This window comes from Pedobacter steynii (assembly GCF_900103665.1).
Taxonomy (GTDB): Bacteria; Bacteroidota; Bacteroidia; order Sphingobacteriales; family Sphingobacteriaceae; genus Pedobacter; species Pedobacter steynii.
In genome coordinates, this window is the sequence record NZ_FNGY01000002.1 from 84,601 (window position 1) to 100,604 (window position 16,004).

Below are 16,004 nucleotides of genomic sequence, written 5' to 3' on the forward strand. Positions count from 1 at the left end.
CTTTGATTTAATTGATAAAGTGTTGAAACGACTAAACACCTTTAAGATGAGTTAAAAGTGGTTAGCCGGGAAATCGGTGTAATTCGAAATAATCTGGTTTAATCGATAATAATCTGGTTTAATTGGTCATAATTGGGTTCAACTGGAAATAATCGGAAAAGACTGATAATCGGGTTTAGCTTAGTTAAGCCCAAAACTGATTTTCCTTTTCCAGATCTGCGGAGAAGATTTCTGCCTGAGTGATTTGTCCGTTTTCTACGGTATAAACATCAATGTTGTCGACTTCCAGGGTGTTCCCGTTCGGCGTACTGGCCGTCCACCGCAGGACGCAGGATGCTTTATTGCCATTTGCACCAATCATTGTGATGTCTGTTAACCGAAGGGTATTGGCGGAAAGTTCAAACATTTTCCCTACCATTTGGAAGACCTCTGCATTAGATTTCTTGATTCCTGAAATTTGATTTTCTCCGGGTTGACTCCAGGTAACCGATGGGTGTAATAAGGTTGCCAGTTTTTCATTATCACCGTTTTGTACTGCTGTTAAGAATGCGCTAACTACACTTTTTGCTTCGTTTTTCATGTTGTTTTTATTTATGGATTGATTTTTAAATGGATACTTATTGTTTATCTTCTTGTTGTTGAAACAAAGGTCAGCAATAGGGGAGGCTGGATTGATACCTTTTGGCGACATAGGATTACCATTTTGCGACATCAGTCGTTTTTGTCCGGCCGACTTCCTTATCTTCAGCTTATAAAATGATGAAATGGAAGATCAGGTAAAGAAATTGGTGTTGAGCATGCTTGCCTATGCGGTACAACGTGACTTATCGGTTGAAATGTTGTGTCGTTTGTCAAATGTTACGATTGCAGAACTTAAAGAAGGGAAAGCACCCCTTTCTGCCAAACAGGTAAATGATGTTTGGCTCAATTCGGTACATTTAACTAAGGACGACTGTTTTGGCTTACACTTTGGAGAGTCCCTGCAATTGTCTGCATTAGGAATTGTGGGCGAAATCATAAAAACAAGCGATACTGTTGGAGCAGCATTGACGATCGCCGCATCACTGACTCCATTGATCACGGATGCTTTCTGTTTGGTATTGCTGGAGGATGAAAATACTTTTAGCGTTAAGTTTGTACCTCAGATAGCGGAATGGGAGAAATCTCCTGCATTACTTCAAATGCTGGATTTTCTAATGGTATTCGTGATCCATGAACTGGACGGATTGCTTTTAAAGAAGGTGAGGCCAATCGCTGTTCAATACACAGCAGGAAGGAATCATCAAATGGAATATGAACGGGTGATGCGTTGCCGGCCTGAGTTTAATCAGCTGGAGAATGCGATTACTTTCGACCTGACTTATTGGAAGGAGCCTATCCTTTCTGCTAATTTTGAATTGCAGAGAATACTGCTAGAAAAGATAAAGCCATTCAGTGGAATGATCAACGGGACGATGACTTTGCAGACGAGAATTTACAATTACCTGATGAGCAATGCTTATCTGGGGATCATCTCCCAGGAAGAAATTGCTGCAAACTTCAATCTCAGTACAAGAACGCTGCAACGCAAACTGAAGGAGGAAGGTGTTAATTTTCAGCAGCTGGCGGATGAGGCGCGTAAAGCTCTGGCCATAAATTATCTGAAATCAGGATCGTATCCGCTGAAACAGATTTCCTACCTGTTGGGATACAATGAGACCACGGCTTTTATTCGTACGTTTAAACGCTGGACAGGGATAACGCCGGCTGTTTACCAAACAAATAATAATTGTTGATTCATGGGAAAGGGCCGAAAAGTGCCTGGACGTGCTTGAAATGAAATAATTTGTGAGGAAGCCTAAATTTTATGCTGAAGAAGATGAGACTGATGATAATCAGATGCACCATAATACCGTTATTTATGTCGAACGCTTAAAAAGAGTGTAATTCTATATGAAAAGGACAGAATGGTTTGAACGCAAATTTCCTCTGATCGAAGACAACGGCTTAATGCCTGCAATTATCGCACGCCTGGCAGGAACAGCAGCGAGGATCGAAGAATTGGTTGGATCGCTGGACAGCCTCATACTTGAGCTGAAGCCCGAAGGGAAATGGAGTATAAAGGAAGAAATCGGGCACCTGGTAGATATGGAGCCTTTATGGTTTGGCAGGGTGGAAGATGTGATCAATAATGAACTGGAATTGAGAATGGCAGATTTAACCAATCGAAAAACCCATGAAGCAAACCATAATGCAACGGATATAAAAATCCTGACCGGGCAATTCCGGGAAGAAAGAGCAAGACTGGTTGCAGGGCTCGACCGTTTGCCGGATCAGCAGTTGTTCAATTCTGCACTGCATCCAAGAATGAAAATACCGATGCGCATTATTGACCATGCTTATTTTATCGCGGAGCATGATGACCACCATCTGGCAGCCATTCGTGAGATCTTGCTGAATGTTGAATCGTCGCTTTCAGGTTTTCCGGTTGGCTAAAATCCGTTAATTTAGCAACACGGATTTTTGAGCATAAAAAAAGCTAACAATATCATTGTTAGCTTTTACAGCGTGTTTAAACGCTTTCAGTACTCAGAGCGGGAATCGAACCCGCACGACTTTTAAGGTCACAGGATTTTAAGTCCTGCGTGTCTACCAGTTCCACCATCTGAGCAGGTGTTAACCTTTTAAATTAAATGCCCTCATATAATGAAGGCATTTAGAGCGAAAGACGAGATTCGAACTCGCGACCCCGACCTTGGCAAGGTCGTGCTCTACCAACTGAGCTACTTTCGCATGATTTTGGTTTTAACATCATCCGATGTTGCCATTCTAGTAAAGTGTATTTCGCAATACCCTTTGTTTCGTTTGGGAATGCAAATATAGACACTTTTATTTTTCTGTCAAGTTTTTTTTATAAATAATTTAAATGTTTAGTATAAGTCGTTGGACTTCAATACTTCCATGATCAAATTATTTTCAAAACCTTTACTCATAAGGTGGGTAATGAGCTTATTTCGCCTTTTATAAGGATCTTTTTCAGTAATTAATCCCGATTTTTTCTCCGCGGAAGCGAGGATGACCTTCAAATATTCATCATAGTCTATCTTATTCAAGGCTTTCAAAATCATTTTCTCCGGAACTTTTTTTAGTTTCAGTGCTTGTTTGATTTTAATCTTACCCCATTTTTTGATGTTAAACTTTCCGGAAACATAAGCCTGAGCAAACCTTTCTTCATTCAAAAAGTTGGTGCTGATGAGTTCGGAGATCAATTCTTCCACCTCATCTTTGTGCAATCCGAATTCATAAAGCTTATCGCGGACTTCCTGTTGTGCGCGCTCCTGATAGGCACAATAATGCTCGGCCTTAAACAAAGCGGTTTTCTTATCCAGTCTGACGGTTTTTTTATCTGATGTTTCCAATGCTTACAATATTACGTATTCGGCAACAAGCAGGCGCATGAACTGAGTTGTTTTTGAGTAAAATTTAAAGCGATGAGGAGGATGCCCCTTGAATATTTGTTGCCAGTTTTCCCAATTGCTGAAGTTTCTTTTCCAATGATGAGGTCCATGGCAATCCAAAACTCAGGCGCATGCAATGGTCAAACTGAGCCTGAAGCGTGAACATTCTTCCCGGAGCGATACTGATGTGTTGTTTCATGGCCTGCTGGTACAAGTCAACGGTGTTGACTGCTTTATCAAGCTCAACCCATAAAAAATAACCGCCCTGTGGCTGACTAACCCTGGTTCCTTCCGGAAAATAATCAGCGATAGCGCCAATATATTTCCTGCTGTTATGGTATAACGATTGTCGTAATTTTCTCAAATGATTTTCATACCGGCCATTTTTGAGAAAGATGGAAACCACTTCTGAAGTAAGTGGGGCAGAGGAAAGCGCATGGTATCGCTTTAGTTTTAACACCTGATCTTTGAACTTTCCGGGAGCGATCCAACCTACCCTATAACCGGGGGCCAGTGTTTTGGAGATAGAATTGCAGTAAAGAACCAAACCACTTTCATCATATGTTTTACAGGTTGTTGGTCTGTTATTGCTAAAATAGAGGTCGCCATGAATGTCGTCTTCTATCAGGGGAACATGGTAATGTTCGAGTAACCTCACTGCTTCTTTTTTATGCTCATCCGGCATGGACGAGCCGCAGGGGTTGTTGAAATTGCTTACAAAAAGACATACTTTGATTTTATTGCTGGCCAGGGCTTTCTTTAAAGCTTCAATTTCAATCCCGGTAATGGCATTGGTAGGGAGTTCCAGTACGTTTAGTCCAAGACTTTTTGCCAGTTGTAAAATTCCAAAATAAGCGGGGCTTTCTATCGCAATGGTATCGCCGGGATTGCTCACTGCCATCAGCGCATAAGAAATGGCGTTTATGCATCCCGCAGTAGTGATCAGGTCTTTTTCGCTGAAGTCAGCACCCCAGCCAAATGACCATTTCGCGATTTCTCTTCTCAGGTCTTCGTTTCCCTGGGTAGGCTCATAACTGGTGCCACTGGCAGGCAAACCGCGCATTGCTTGTATCAGCCCTTTGTTCAGTTTGGCAATGGGTAAAAAGTCGTCATGTGGCATGCCCAATGAAAAGAGGGTGTTTTTAGGGTCTTCCCGATCCATATAAACCTGGCTTACCAGATCATCGGGCGTCAACAGACCATTTATAGCCGATGGGCTGCTTGTTTCCGGAATGGCCAGGCGCTTTACCGGAGGAATACAGACATAATATCCGGAACGGGGGCGGGTCTCGATTAAAGACCTGCTTTCCAGTTCATAATAGGCTTGTGTTACGGTGCTCATGCTCAGCCCATGTTCCCGGCAAAGCATTCTTACAGAAGGCAGTTTATCACCTGCCTTCAAAACTTCATCTATGATTTGCTTTTCGAGCCTGTCGGCAATTTGCAGGTATAAAAACGGCTTGCTTTGAATATTCATCTCAGATAACTGTATTGATCAAATGTAATCAAATTGTATCTGTAGTGATTTATGCTTTTTCAGAAGCGTTCATTTCTTTTTTCATCTCATATTGATTCACAAAGGCGGCCAAACCGATGGATTTTAAGAAACTGATGGTCCCTGTTGCGGTTGCATCCACATTGATTAAAGATATCTCGGTCTTATTTGCATTAAAAATGTATTGAAATAAAGCGGTGCCCAATCCTTGATTTCTATAGTCTTTGGCTACAGCAAATTGAGAAATCCGGTTGTTTTGTGGGTTATAGCTGGCATAGGCCACCAGTTTTTCATCCAGATGAATCCCAATACTGTGGTTACCGCTACCTATATTTTTTAAAGCAGTGATTGCATTTTGCCAAGAGGGCTGCCAATCCCAGAAAGACGTCCATTTGTCCCAATCCATCTCTTTTAGTGCAAGGATGGGGTGCTGTTTGCGATCTTCCTGGATTTGGGGAATCCCTTTGAAGCAGATCAGTGTTCTGTGTATCCCGTAGCCGGCCGATTCATAGCTCTTTATGGCCTGAATATTTTGTTCCATCACTTCAAGGTAGCAGTTCTTTACTCCGGCTGCCTCCAGGGAAGGCAGTATAAACTGGTACATTAATTTGGTCAGCTGCTGACCTCTTTTTGATGGAATTACTCCTGTTCCGGCATTGTATGCTGCCTTTTCTCCATTTACCAGCGCAATCCCATGTAAGATAAAACCGATTAGTTTTTCGGATTCAAAAACCCCGGCTGAAAGACTAAGGTCGATAGAATCTGAAATCAATTTTCGCTCTAATTGTTCTCTTGTCAGCTGGAGTCTGACGAAATAATCCGAAAAAGATTCATTAAAGGTTTCCAGTAGAATATCAGGAGGTATATTTTCTAAATTTTTAAATTGTAGCATGCGATCTGTGTTTCCTTTGCCCGCTAAATTATATATTTTCTCTTGAAAGATGTGTTCAGGAAAGTTCCTGTCTTAACATTTTTACCTGCTTCGATTCAGGTAATGGGATGCTTAGAGAAATCCCCGAAAATGACCCGGTTTTCAGTCGTTGCTGACCTGCCTTTAACACGCTTTCAAGCGGGCTTGCACCGAGTATAGACCGAGCTTAGACCTAGGTTAGAACCTGTATAGGTAAAACAGGAATTGGACCTGTCTTATCCTTGTTTAAATGCGGTCTGAATATAAAGTTCTGTACCTCCAAAACCATGGTATTCCTGACATAACCTTACCTAAAAGACCGATTAGTTTTCTGATATTCCGATTCAGGCTTTACGTTAAAGAATATCTTTCTGATTGCTAAATAAATGAGCGTTATACCTACGGATACCTTAGAATTTTAATATAAATGCTTTAATTTTGAAACATGAGTAATGTCATCTACACGATTGATCATTTTGCGAAAATTCTTGATGCAAAATCTTTTATTTCTAATCCGGAACTTAAAATCACCAGGCTGGTTATTGACAGCCGAAGTGTGATTGATCCGGAGAACTCCTTGTTTTTTGCTTTGAATGCGAAGCGCGATGGTCATGAATATCTGGAAGATGCGTATGCAAATGGGATCAGAAGCTTTGTGATCAGTGATTCCAGGTGCCTGGAGAAATTTGCGGATGCCAATATCCTGCTGGTAGCCGATGTGCTTGCTGCATTACAAAGCCTGGCAATAATCCATCGGGAACAGTACGATCTGAAAGTGCTGGCCATCACAGGAAGTAACGGGAAAACCGTTGTAAAGGAATGGTTGTATCAGTTGCTGGCTGCCGATTTCAATATCGTCAGAAGCCCAAAAAGCTTTAATTCTCAGATTGGAGTGCCCTTATCTGTCTGGAACATTAGCGAGGAACATACATTGGGGATTTTCGAGGCGGGGATCTCTAAAGAAAATGAGATGGAAGCCCTTGAAAAAATTATCCGTCCAACCATCGGGATCTTAACCAATCTGGGAGAGGCACATGCGGAAGGTTTTGCTTCTCAGAAAGATAAGCTCCTGGAAAAATTAAAGCTTTTTAAAGATGCCGAGGTATTCATATACTCCCCGGAATATACCCTTGGCCTTCCGGTATCGGAATTGCCGGGGCAGACAAAATTCTCCTGGAGCCTGAAGCAGAAGGCAGACCTGCAGATCTCTTTTATTGAGCCGATTGAAGACCGCAACTATGTGAGAGCGATCTTTAAGGGTGCAGAGATCGAATGTTTGATTCCCTTTTCCGACAGGGCCTCCGTTGAAAATGGAATCATCTGCTGGGCCAGCTTATTGTCTATGGGCTATTCTCCGGAAGAAGCTGATGCACGTTTAGAAAAATTAACCAGGGTAGGAATGCGGCTGGAATTAAAAAACGGCATCAATCAATGTTCTGTAATTGACGATTCCTATAGTGCTGATACCTCGTCACTAGCGATTGCAATGGATTTCCTCAACCTGCAAAACCAACATCCCAAAAAGACATTAATCTTGTCCGACTTACACGAAACGGGCAGAAATGAAGTCGAGCTTTATACCGAAATAGCGGCTTTGCTGAAACAAAAGAACCTGAACCGGCTCATCGGAATTGGTCCTCATATCTCTGCATCAGCAGCATTGTTCGATATGGAAACCACTTTCTTTGAAAGTACGCAGGATTTTATAGATCATTTTCCCGCAGTTCATTTCAACAATGAAACCATCCTGTTAAAAGGAGCGAGAAAATTTGAATTTGAACGCATCAGTAAGCTGATCACTCAGAAAGTACACGATACGGTACTGGAAATTGACCTGAATGCACTTGCCGGCAACCTGCAGTTTTACAGAAATAAGCTACAACCGGGCGTGAAAATCATGGCAATGGTGAAGGCCTTCTCCTATGGAAGTGGCAGTTTTGAAATTGCAAATGTGCTCCAATACCATAAAGTAGATTACCTTGCAGTGGCCTATACAGATGAAGGTGTTGCGTTAAGAAAAGGAGGGATCACAATGCCTGTTATGGTGATGAGTCCGGAACCATCTGCTTTTGATGCCATTGTAAAATATAAACTGGAACCCGAAATCTACAACCTGGATATTCTAAACAGTTTCATCGGCTTCCTGTCTGCGGATGCCTACGATTACCCGGTCCACCTGAAAATAGATACCGGAATGCATCGCCTGGGCTTCAAAGAAGCAGACCTTAAAGAACTGCTGGAAACCATCAATAGTAGCAGGAAGGTCAAAGTGGTCTCGGCATTCTCCCATCTTGTGGGAAGTGAAGATGAGCATCACGATGCGTTTACGAAACACCAGATTGAAAGGTTCCGTGCTTTTGCCCAAGAAATTTCAGCAGGTCTGGGCTATAAATTCATTTGGCACATCTCCAATACCTCTGGGGTTACACGTCATCCGGAAGCCCAGATGGATATGGTAAGGTTAGGAATAGGACTTTATGGATATGATGGAGGACTCCCTAAGAAAAATGGGTTACAAACTGCTGTCGTGCTAAAAACAACGGTTACGCAGGTCATAGAGGTCAAGCCCAATGAGACGATCGGATATGGACGAAATGGAATTCTGCCCAATGGCGGAACAACGGCGACCGTAAAAATCGGATATGCCGATGGTTATAACCGCCGGTTTGGAAATGGCAGGGGTAAAATGCTGATCAATGGAAAGCTGGTGCCTACAATTGGTAGCATCTGCATGGACATGTGTATGTTAGATGTGACCGGAATAACGGTAAAGACAGGAGATGAGGTGATCGTTTTCAACGGAGAACTGACCATCGCTGACCTGGCCGAACAAATCGAAACCATCCCTTATGAGATCTTAACAAATATTTCACAAAGGGTTAAACGGGTCTATTTTTATGAGTAGTTTTGCAGCATGAACAGAATTGGTCGGGCTTTTCTAAGGTACCTCATTAAAGGGCTCCTGATAGTATTGCCCATTGCGCTTAGTATTTTTATTGTAATCTGGGCTGTTACGACAGTAGACAGCTGGTTAAATGTGAACAATATTTTAGGTGTTGACCCAAGAACCGGAGCGAGCAGAAACATTCCCGGATTGGGACTGCTGCTGGTGATCTCCATCACACTCGTCGCCGGAATATTTGTCACCAACTTCGTAACTGAACCGATGTACAATTGGTTCACAAAAATCCTGGACAGACTTCCTATCCTTAAATTCATTTATTCGTCGATAAAAGACCTTACTGAAGCCTTCGTTGGTGATGAGAAAAAATTCAATAACCCAGTGCTGGTAGAAGTGGAAGGGGAACTCAAAAGAATCGGCTTCCTTACCCAAAGTGACCTTACAAATATTGGCCTCCCAGGTGAAGCTGTAGTCTATTTTCCCTTCTCTTATTCCTTTGCAGGCCAGGTTTACATCGTGAAAAACGAAAAGATAAAACCCCTGAATATGAGTGCTGCTGATGCCATGAAGCTAGTGGTTTCAGGTGGCGTTAGTCATTTTTAGGTTTCTATTGATAATTAAGGATAATTAAATAAAAACCATATCATTATTCGCCTCCTCAAATGTTTTGCTGAAGGGCAAAACATTTGGATGTCGTCTCATAACGACATGGTTTTTATTTTGAATGAAGTTCCAAAATTGAGCTCCCGATAATTACGTGTTAAAAGAAACCTTAAAACTTAATAGGAGGGCCTATGATGTGACAAAGCAAGGTGTTTTAAGCGGGTGGTCTTCATATTCAGTAAGATTAAATCAAACAAAAAGGATATCGTTATGAGACGACATTCAAATGTTTTGCCCTTCAGCAAAATATTTGAGGAGGCGAGTAATGATATCTTTTTTGTTGAACCTTAATTCCGGATTAAGCATCCAACAAACAAATAAACATGAGCTCCAAAATCAACTGAGCTTCAAATAAAAAACGCCTTACCTAAGTAAAGCGTTACAAATAAAATTAAGAAGAACAGAAGCTCCTCCGACAGATTAAAAATTCGGTTTCAAAACATACTTATCGTAGAACCTGAAAATATGCTCAGCTGCCTCTTCAGCAGTATCGACTAACCTAAACAAGTTTAAATCTTCCGCATGGATATTGTGTTCCTTCTGTAGCATGGTGTTCTTGATCCAGTCTACCAGGCCACCCCAGTAATCTTTACCTACCAATACGATCGGGAATCTGGCAATCTTTCCGGTTTGAATCAGTGTAATCGCTTCAAAAAGCTCATCCATTGTTCCCATACCACCTGGTAACACCACAAAGCCCTGAGAATACTTCATGAACATTACTTTCCTGATAAAGAAGTAATCAAACTCCAATAGCTTATTGTGGTCAATATATTTATTGTGAAACTGCTCGAATGGAAGGTCTATGTTTAAGCCCACTGACTTTCCACCGTTCATGTGTGCACCTTTATTTCCTGCTTCCATAATTCCGGGACCACCACCTGTGATGACACCATAACCACGTTCAGTTAATAGTCTGCCGCATTCTACAGCAATTTCGTAATACTTATTGGTTTCTGCTGTTCTTGCTGATCCGAAAATGGATACGCAAGGACCTATTTTTGCTAATTTCTCGAAGCCGTCTACGAATTCGGCCATTATTTTAAAGATCTGCCAAGAGTCAGTAACTTTTATCTCCTGCCAGTTTTTATTCTCAAACGCACTTCTTATTTTCTCTTCACTTGTCATTCTATAGATATTTAAGGTATTAAAATTTAGTTTGTAAATCTGTTTTTTTGCTGATCAGTAACAGCCCGATAAAGGTGATTAGCCCATTAACCAGAATCAGCTCGACACTGAACTTGTATCCTCCCAGTAAGGTCGCAGAGTTTGCATTCAGGAGGTAACATAATGCTGGTGAAATGATACATATTAAAGGTACTAATTTATCATGAAGTCCTCTTTTTCTAACAAAAAGACCAAAGCTATACAGACCAAGAAGTGGGCCATAAGTATAGGAAGCGACTTTAAAGATGCCTTTTACAACCGATTCATCGTTAAATGCATTGAATATAATGATCACGACAAACATTAATAATGAAAAAGCAACATGAACCATATGTCTTTTGCTGACTGCCGCTTTGGATTTCTTATCTGCCGCGTCTTTATGTTGCCGTTCTGCTGCAGCCATAGATTCTTTGTCTGTAGTATGATGAACAACAGGGGCGTTTTCTTTATCCATGTGGAGAAAATCTACACAGAATGAGGTCGTTAATGCAGTTAATGCCGAGTCTGTTGTGGCAAAAGTAGCTGCAGTTAAGCCCAGCATAAAAACGATTGCAGGGATAACACTCAGGTGGTTTAATGCAATTTCAGGAAAGAGAAAATCTGTTCTTGGTTTGCCGGTAACATGGTCTAAAGGAATTTCAATTCCGTTTCTAGTAGCATATATGTATAATAAGGCACCTACGGATAAAAAGAAGATATTCAATACGACGAACACTCCGGTAAAGGTGAACATGTTTTTTTGAGCTTCGCCAATGGTTTTCATGCTCAGGTTTTTCTGCATCAGATCCTGATCCAATCCCGTCATGGCAATGGTCACGAATATTCCGCCGATCAGCTGCTTACTGAAATAGAAATCGCTGCTCAGGAAGTTTTCGTAGAAAAAGACCTTGGAATAGCCGCTGTTTTTTATCGATTCAAAGGCAGTAGGAATGTCCATGTTCAGGCTGCTGCAAATGAAATAAAGCGTCAGAAACACTGATAATACGAGGAAGAACGTTTGTAGGGTATCGGTAATGATGATTGTTTTCAGGCCACCTTTAAAGGTATAGGACCAGATCAGTCCCAGCGAGATCAGTACCGTTGCCCAGAAGGGAATGCCATAACTGTCAAATATAAAGCGTTGTAATACAATCACAACCAGGTATAAACGGAAGGCGGAGCCTATGGTTCTGGAAATCAGGAAAATAGAAGCTGCGGTTTTATAGCTGTAAAAACCGAGTCTTTGTTCGATATAACTGTAGATCGAGGTCAGCCTCATCCGGTAATAGAGGGGCAGGAGCACTGTCGCAATAATGATAAAACCAATGGCATTGCCCAGCACAAATTGAAAGTATTGGAACTGGTTACCTGAGGGTGCACCAACTTCGCCGGGAACAGAAATGAACGTTACCCCGGATAAGGCGGTTCCAATCATCCCAAAGGCTACAAGGTACCATTTTGAGTTTCTGTTGGCAATGAAAAAAGTAGCGTTATCAGATGATTTCTTCGATGTTGCGAACGCAATAATGATCAGGATCAGAAAATAACCAATTAAAAAAGACAAAAGTATAGCTGGGCTCATAGTATGTTTTTAGCAGCTAAATGTAAGAAAATCAAATTTTAAAAATCAAATAACGGAAGATAAATATAAATTTGTAGGATGAACTTTTCTTCTAAACTTCTTGAAGACGCTGTCAATGAATTTTCAAAGTTGCCAGGAGTTGGACAAAAGACCGCATTACGCTTAGTATTGCATTTATTGAATAAGGAGCAGGAGGAGGTCTCGAACTTCGGAAATGCCATTATCAGACTCCGTCAGGAGATTAAACACTGTACCATCTGTCATAATATCTCTGACCAGCACATTTGCGAGATCTGTACCGCCAATAAGCGCGACAAGGAGGTAATTTGTGTAGTGGAAGATACCCGTGATGTGATGGCAGTAGAGAATACAGGTCAGTATTTTGGGGTTTACCATGTACTGGGAGGCCTGATCTCTCCAATGGATGGCATAGGGCCTTCCGATCTTTTTATTGACTCTCTGGTGCAACGCGTTGCGACTACGCCGGTTAAAGAGGTGATACTGGCCCTGAGTGCCACGATGGAAGGCGATACCACCCTCTTTTATTTATACAAACGCCTTAAAGATTTCCAGATTCCAATCACAACGATTGCCCGTGGAATTGCTTTTGGTGGTGAACTCGAATATGCAGATGAAATTACTTTAGGTCGCTCTATCGTTACCAGGGTGCCTTACGAAAACTCATTAATCAAATAACCCGCATGGATTTTAAGAATAAGGTAGTGGTCATTACCGGCGCTTCTTCCGGTATAGGAAAAGCTTGTGCCGAAGAATTTGCGAAACGCGGTGCCCATCTGGTACTGGCCGCAAGGCAATACGTCACGTTGTGTGAAATTACCGCAGATCTGGAAACCAGGTATGACATTCGTGCTGTGGCTGTACAAGTCGATGTGAGTAAGGAACACGATTGTGAAGTGCTGATCAAACAGGCATTGGTGACTTTCGATAAAATTGATATCCTGGTTAATAATGCCGGACTATCCATGCGTGCTTTATTTAATGACCTTGACCTTTCTGTCCTGAAAAACCTGATGGATGTGAATTTCTGGGGCACCGTATATTGTACAAAATATGCTTTACCGGAAATCCTGAAAACCAAAGGCAGTATAATTGGCGTATCTTCTATTGCCGGTTATCGCGGATTACCCGGACGAACAGGTTATTCTGCTTCTAAGTTTGCCATGAATGGCTTTATGGAAGCGCTGAGAACGGAGCTTTTAAAAACAGGAGTACATGTAATGGTGGCTTGTCCTGGATTTACAGCTTCAAATATCCGTGTGACTGCTTTGGCTAAAGACGGGTCTTCACATGGAGAGACGAGTATGGAAGAAGGGAAAATGATGACCGCCGATGAGGTTGCCGGCCGTATTGTGGATGGGATTGCGGGAAGAAAACGCACTTTAGTCATGACAGGTCAGGGTAAATTAACGGTGTGGATCAATAAATTGCTACCTGCATTGGCGGATAAGCTGGTGTTTAACCACTTTACAAAAGAAAAGAACGCATTGATTAAATAGTATATGAAAGCCAGGTTGTTGCTGATATTACTTGCTTTTACTTTACCAATATTCACTTTGTCTGCAAAAATTAAAGTGGCAAAGGGTATTGACTATGGCGCTGATAAGGGGAAGGTGAGCAATCAGCTCAATGTTTACTATACGGTAAGTCAGGAGAAGAAGAAAGATGTACTGATCTTTATTCATGGCGGTTCCTGGAGCAGCGGAAAGAAAGAAACCTATTGGTGGCTGGGTAGGAACTTCGCAAGAAAGGGGCTCGTGACGGTCGTCATTAACTATGGTCTGGCGCCGGAGCAGCAATATGGGCAGATGGCCGCAGATTGTGCCAATGCAGTGAAATGGGTGTCTGATCATATCGCCGATTATGGCGGAAACCCGGAACGGATTTTTCTGATGGGGCATTCTGCCGGAGGGCACCTGGCAGAATTGATCAATGCTGATCCGCAATATTTACAGACCGCAGGTTTTACAGGAAAGATCAGCGGCGTGATTTTAAATGATGCCTTCGGCCTGGATATGAATGAGTACCTGAGTAAAGCAGAACATGACGATAATTACCATAATTTTCTTCGCACCTTTACCAGTAGTCCTGAGGTATGGACCAAAGGTTCTCCCCTGAATTATCTGGGCAATATTCGTAATCCTCATTTGATCTTTTATGGAGAAAATACTTATCCCGCGATTCAGATTCAGTCGAAACGGATGTATGAGCAACTAATGAACCAGCAGGTGCCTTGTGAGCTACAGCTGATTCGCCATAAAAAGCATGTAGGGATGATCAGTCAGATGATTTTTGGAAGTAATGCGCTTTACAAGACCATTCTGGACTTTATAGCAGGACATTAGTGTTTAAAAGATTCCGCTCTTGCTTGGTATCTCCCGCTTTTCTGTTCCAATAAATGTAGAGATTCCTCAAAGGCTGAAATCTTTGCGCTGAAGGGCGCAAATCTTTCTATGCCTTTTCCGAACTCCACATTTATTGGAGAAATCCTGCATAGAATTAAGGTTCGCTCCATAGGCTAAACCTCGACCCGGGTATTAGAAATTTTAAGGAGATGGATCACTGGATAGACAGGCGGTTCAACTGCATCATGCGAAAGAGCAATCATTTTTTGAACAAAAATGTCCATCTGCTTTGAAGACATTCGAATATTTGCCCTTCAGCAAAGATTCGGGGATGAAAAGGAGGTAGGATATTTTTGTAATACTTAATTTCTCTGGTTTAGTTTACGATTAGACAGCAGGTTTAGGAAGCCGCAATCATTTCTGTACTGCCGATTCTGGAAAGGTCAAGAATCGTTCGTCCGTTGTTGTCTCTGGAGAAAATACTGGAGAACTTAGCGTTGTGTATAATGTCTTCATCGCGGTAAGAGGTGCGGGTATGTACAGTTTGAGAGAAGGTATCGTCAAAAGCTTTTAACAGGACCAGGATTTCTACTTCTGCATCGGCAAGCTCTTCTGCTGTTTTTTCGAAGATGGGACTGTGCTCATCAATAGGATGTACAACGGTCCAGCTTAAGGTTAACAATCCGATTTTTGCCCGCTCCAGATCCAGGGGGTAAAAACGCCGGATCTTTTTTCCATCAATGAGTTCATTATAAGACATTACGACCTGAACTTCGATTTCTATAAGCTGGTTGTTTCTTAAATTGGCGAGTCTGAACATCAGCCCTTTAATTTCTTTATAGGGAGCGATGACCATGTTTGGGCTGTAAACTACTTTTGCGGTAGGCCTGGAAAAACGGCCGTACAACAGACCTGTGGCCAGGGCAAATGCCAGTAAACCCAGCATGGATTCAAAGGCGGCAAGACAACTTGTGGCAAAACCATCCGGACTGATGTGTCCATAACCAACGGTGGAAATGGTTTGCGCAGAAAAGAAGAAGGCATCGAAGAAATGGTCTCTGGGACTGATGCCATCGGCGCCTTTAAGGTGTTCGATTCCTATTGATACGTATAGCGTGGCAAAGAGGGTATTCACGATGAGGTAGGCAATGAGGATGATGAACAGGAATTTTCTCCATGACATGGAAATCAGCCAGTTATAAGTGTCGGCACTTCTGAAAATAGGGAGACCGGTCAGTCGGACGTTCGAAGAACCATCCGCATTCATTAATCTTTGATTCGCGCTAACCGGTTGTGTACCAAAGCCTAAATCGTCATCTATTTGTGATTTCCGTTTAAATAATGCCATAATTTCTTACTAATTTTAAGAAAAATTTTGCAATTATTAAAAACTATTCCATCTTTGCTTAGATGATACAAACAAACGGACTTAATCTTTGGTGGTGGCACAACGCATTAGCGTAGTGTAACCCCTATTTTGAACGTTTTATTTTACATAAAAATATT

Annotated in this window: 14 protein-coding genes and 2 tRNA genes; 7 read left to right on the forward strand and 9 right to left on the reverse strand. The window is 41.9% G+C overall.

Features of this window, described 5'->3' with window-relative positions:
* Positions 1-184: 184 nt before the first annotated feature.
* Positions 185-580 carry a nuclear transport factor 2 family protein gene (locus tag BLQ87_RS04710; RefSeq protein WP_074605613.1) on the reverse strand — a complete coding sequence of 132 codons (396 nt, stop codon included), beginning with the start codon at positions 578-580 and terminating at the stop codon, positions 185-187.
* Between the two features lie 184 nt (positions 581-764).
* On the opposite strand from BLQ87_RS04710, the gene BLQ87_RS04715 reads away from it, so the two are divergent.
* Complete coding sequence (locus BLQ87_RS04715) at positions 765-1,775, forward strand: AraC family transcriptional regulator (RefSeq protein WP_074605015.1); 1,011 nt, start codon at positions 765-767, stop codon at positions 1,773-1,775.
* A 157-nt stretch (positions 1,776-1,932) separates the two neighbouring features.
* Entirely contained in the window at positions 1,933-2,475 is a 543-nt protein-coding gene (locus BLQ87_RS04720; protein ID WP_074605016.1) for a DinB family protein, read from the forward strand.
* Positions 2,476-2,565: 90 nt separating this feature from the next.
* Here the strand turns inward: BLQ87_RS04720 and BLQ87_RS04725 are convergent.
* The 5 genes from BLQ87_RS04725 to BLQ87_RS04745 form a co-directional block, all read right to left on the reverse strand.
* A tRNA-Leu gene (locus BLQ87_RS04725) sits at positions 2,566-2,650 on the reverse strand.
* A gap of 49 nt (positions 2,651-2,699) precedes the next feature.
* Positions 2,700-2,772, reverse strand: a tRNA-Gly gene (locus tag BLQ87_RS04730).
* 137 nt (positions 2,773-2,909) lie between these two features.
* The gene (locus BLQ87_RS04735) at positions 2,910-3,398 is read right to left on the reverse strand and encodes a regulatory protein RecX (protein WP_074605017.1); all 489 of its coding nucleotides are present in this window, start codon (positions 3,396-3,398) and stop codon (positions 2,910-2,912) included.
* A 64-nt stretch (positions 3,399-3,462) separates the two neighbouring features.
* Positions 3,463-4,914, reverse strand: a complete 1,452-nt coding sequence (locus BLQ87_RS04740) for an aminotransferase-like domain-containing protein (RefSeq protein WP_074605018.1) — start codon at positions 4,912-4,914, stop codon at positions 3,463-3,465.
* Between the two features lie 49 nt (positions 4,915-4,963).
* Positions 4,964-5,824 carry a GNAT family N-acetyltransferase gene (locus BLQ87_RS04745; protein WP_074605019.1) on the reverse strand — a complete coding sequence of 287 codons (861 nt, stop codon included), beginning with the start codon at positions 5,822-5,824 and terminating at the stop codon, positions 4,964-4,966.
* 463 nt (positions 5,825-6,287) lie between these two features.
* On the opposite strand from BLQ87_RS04745, the gene BLQ87_RS04750 reads away from it, so the two are divergent.
* Positions 6,288-8,747: a bifunctional UDP-N-acetylmuramoyl-tripeptide:D-alanyl-D-alanine ligase/alanine racemase gene (locus BLQ87_RS04750; RefSeq protein ID WP_074605020.1), complete on the forward strand. Its 2,460-nt coding sequence runs from the start codon at positions 6,288-6,290 to the stop codon at positions 8,745-8,747.
* A 9-nt stretch (positions 8,748-8,756) separates the two neighbouring features.
* Positions 8,757-9,347, forward strand: coding sequence for a DUF502 domain-containing protein (locus BLQ87_RS04755; protein ID WP_074605021.1), 591 nt, complete (start codon positions 8,757-8,759; stop codon positions 9,345-9,347).
* Positions 9,348-9,827: 480 nt separating this feature from the next.
* Here the strand turns inward: BLQ87_RS04755 and BLQ87_RS04760 are convergent, their stop codons facing one another.
* The gene (locus BLQ87_RS04760; RefSeq protein WP_073231079.1) at positions 9,828-10,535 is read right to left on the reverse strand and encodes an LOG family protein; all 708 of its coding nucleotides are present in this window, start codon (positions 10,533-10,535) and stop codon (positions 9,828-9,830) included.
* 19 nt (positions 10,536-10,554) lie between these two features.
* Positions 10,555-12,135 carry a sodium:solute symporter gene (locus BLQ87_RS04765; protein ID WP_074605022.1) on the reverse strand — a complete coding sequence of 527 codons (1,581 nt, stop codon included), beginning with the start codon at positions 12,133-12,135 and terminating at the stop codon, positions 10,555-10,557.
* Between the two features lie 78 nt (positions 12,136-12,213).
* Between BLQ87_RS04765 and recR the strand changes: the two genes are divergently transcribed.
* The 3 genes from recR to BLQ87_RS04780 are packed head-to-tail and all read left to right on the forward strand — an operon-like array spanning position 12,214 to position 14,498.
* Complete coding sequence (recR, locus tag BLQ87_RS04770) at positions 12,214-12,831, forward strand: recombination mediator RecR (RefSeq protein ID WP_073231083.1); 618 nt, start codon at positions 12,214-12,216, stop codon at positions 12,829-12,831.
* 5 nt (positions 12,832-12,836) lie between these two features.
* Entirely contained in the window at positions 12,837-13,652 is an 816-nt protein-coding gene (locus BLQ87_RS04775) for an SDR family oxidoreductase (RefSeq protein WP_074605023.1), read from the forward strand.
* 3 nt (positions 13,653-13,655) lie between these two features.
* The gene (locus BLQ87_RS04780) at positions 13,656-14,498 is read left to right on the forward strand and encodes an alpha/beta hydrolase (RefSeq protein WP_074605024.1); all 843 of its coding nucleotides are present in this window, start codon (positions 13,656-13,658) and stop codon (positions 14,496-14,498) included.
* A 400-nt stretch (positions 14,499-14,898) separates the two neighbouring features.
* Here the strand turns inward: BLQ87_RS04780 and BLQ87_RS04785 are convergent, their stop codons facing one another.
* Positions 14,899-15,846, reverse strand: a complete 948-nt coding sequence (locus BLQ87_RS04785) for an ion channel (RefSeq protein WP_074605025.1) — start codon at positions 15,844-15,846, stop codon at positions 14,899-14,901.
* Positions 15,847-16,004: the final 158 nt, after the last annotated feature.

Bases quoted from the DNA above. Each gene is read 5' to 3' on its own strand.
- BLQ87_RS04715 (WP_074605015.1), top strand. From the start codon at position 765: ATGGAAGATCAGGTAAAGAAATTGGTGTTGAGCATGCTTGCCTATGCG.
- BLQ87_RS04785 (WP_074605025.1), bottom strand. From the start codon at position 15,846: ATGGCATTATTTAAACGGAAATCACAAATAGATGACGATTTAGGCTTT.
- BLQ87_RS04775 (WP_074605023.1), top strand. From the start codon at position 12,837: ATGGATTTTAAGAATAAGGTAGTGGTCATTACCGGCGCTTCTTCCGGT.
- BLQ87_RS04750 (WP_074605020.1), top strand. From the start codon at position 6,288: ATGAGTAATGTCATCTACACGATTGATCATTTTGCGAAAATTCTTGAT.
- BLQ87_RS04745 (WP_074605019.1), bottom strand. From the start codon at position 5,824: ATGCTACAATTTAAAAATTTAGAAAATATACCTCCTGATATTCTACTG.
- BLQ87_RS04740 (WP_074605018.1), bottom strand. From the start codon at position 4,914: ATGAATATTCAAAGCAAGCCGTTTTTATACCTGCAAATTGCCGACAGG.
- BLQ87_RS04720 (WP_074605016.1), top strand. From the start codon at position 1,933: ATGAAAAGGACAGAATGGTTTGAACGCAAATTTCCTCTGATCGAAGAC.
- BLQ87_RS04765 (WP_074605022.1), bottom strand. From the start codon at position 12,135: ATGAGCCCAGCTATACTTTTGTCTTTTTTAATTGGTTATTTTCTGATC.
- BLQ87_RS04755 (WP_074605021.1), top strand. From the start codon at position 8,757: ATGAACAGAATTGGTCGGGCTTTTCTAAGGTACCTCATTAAAGGGCTC.
- BLQ87_RS04710 (WP_074605613.1), bottom strand. From the start codon at position 580: ATGAAAAACGAAGCAAAAAGTGTAGTTAGCGCATTCTTAACAGCAGTA.
- BLQ87_RS04780 (WP_074605024.1), top strand. From the start codon at position 13,656: ATGAAAGCCAGGTTGTTGCTGATATTACTTGCTTTTACTTTACCAATA.
- recR (WP_073231083.1), top strand. From the start codon at position 12,214: ATGAACTTTTCTTCTAAACTTCTTGAAGACGCTGTCAATGAATTTTCA.
- BLQ87_RS04760 (WP_073231079.1), bottom strand. From the start codon at position 10,535: ATGACAAGTGAAGAGAAAATAAGAAGTGCGTTTGAGAATAAAAACTGG.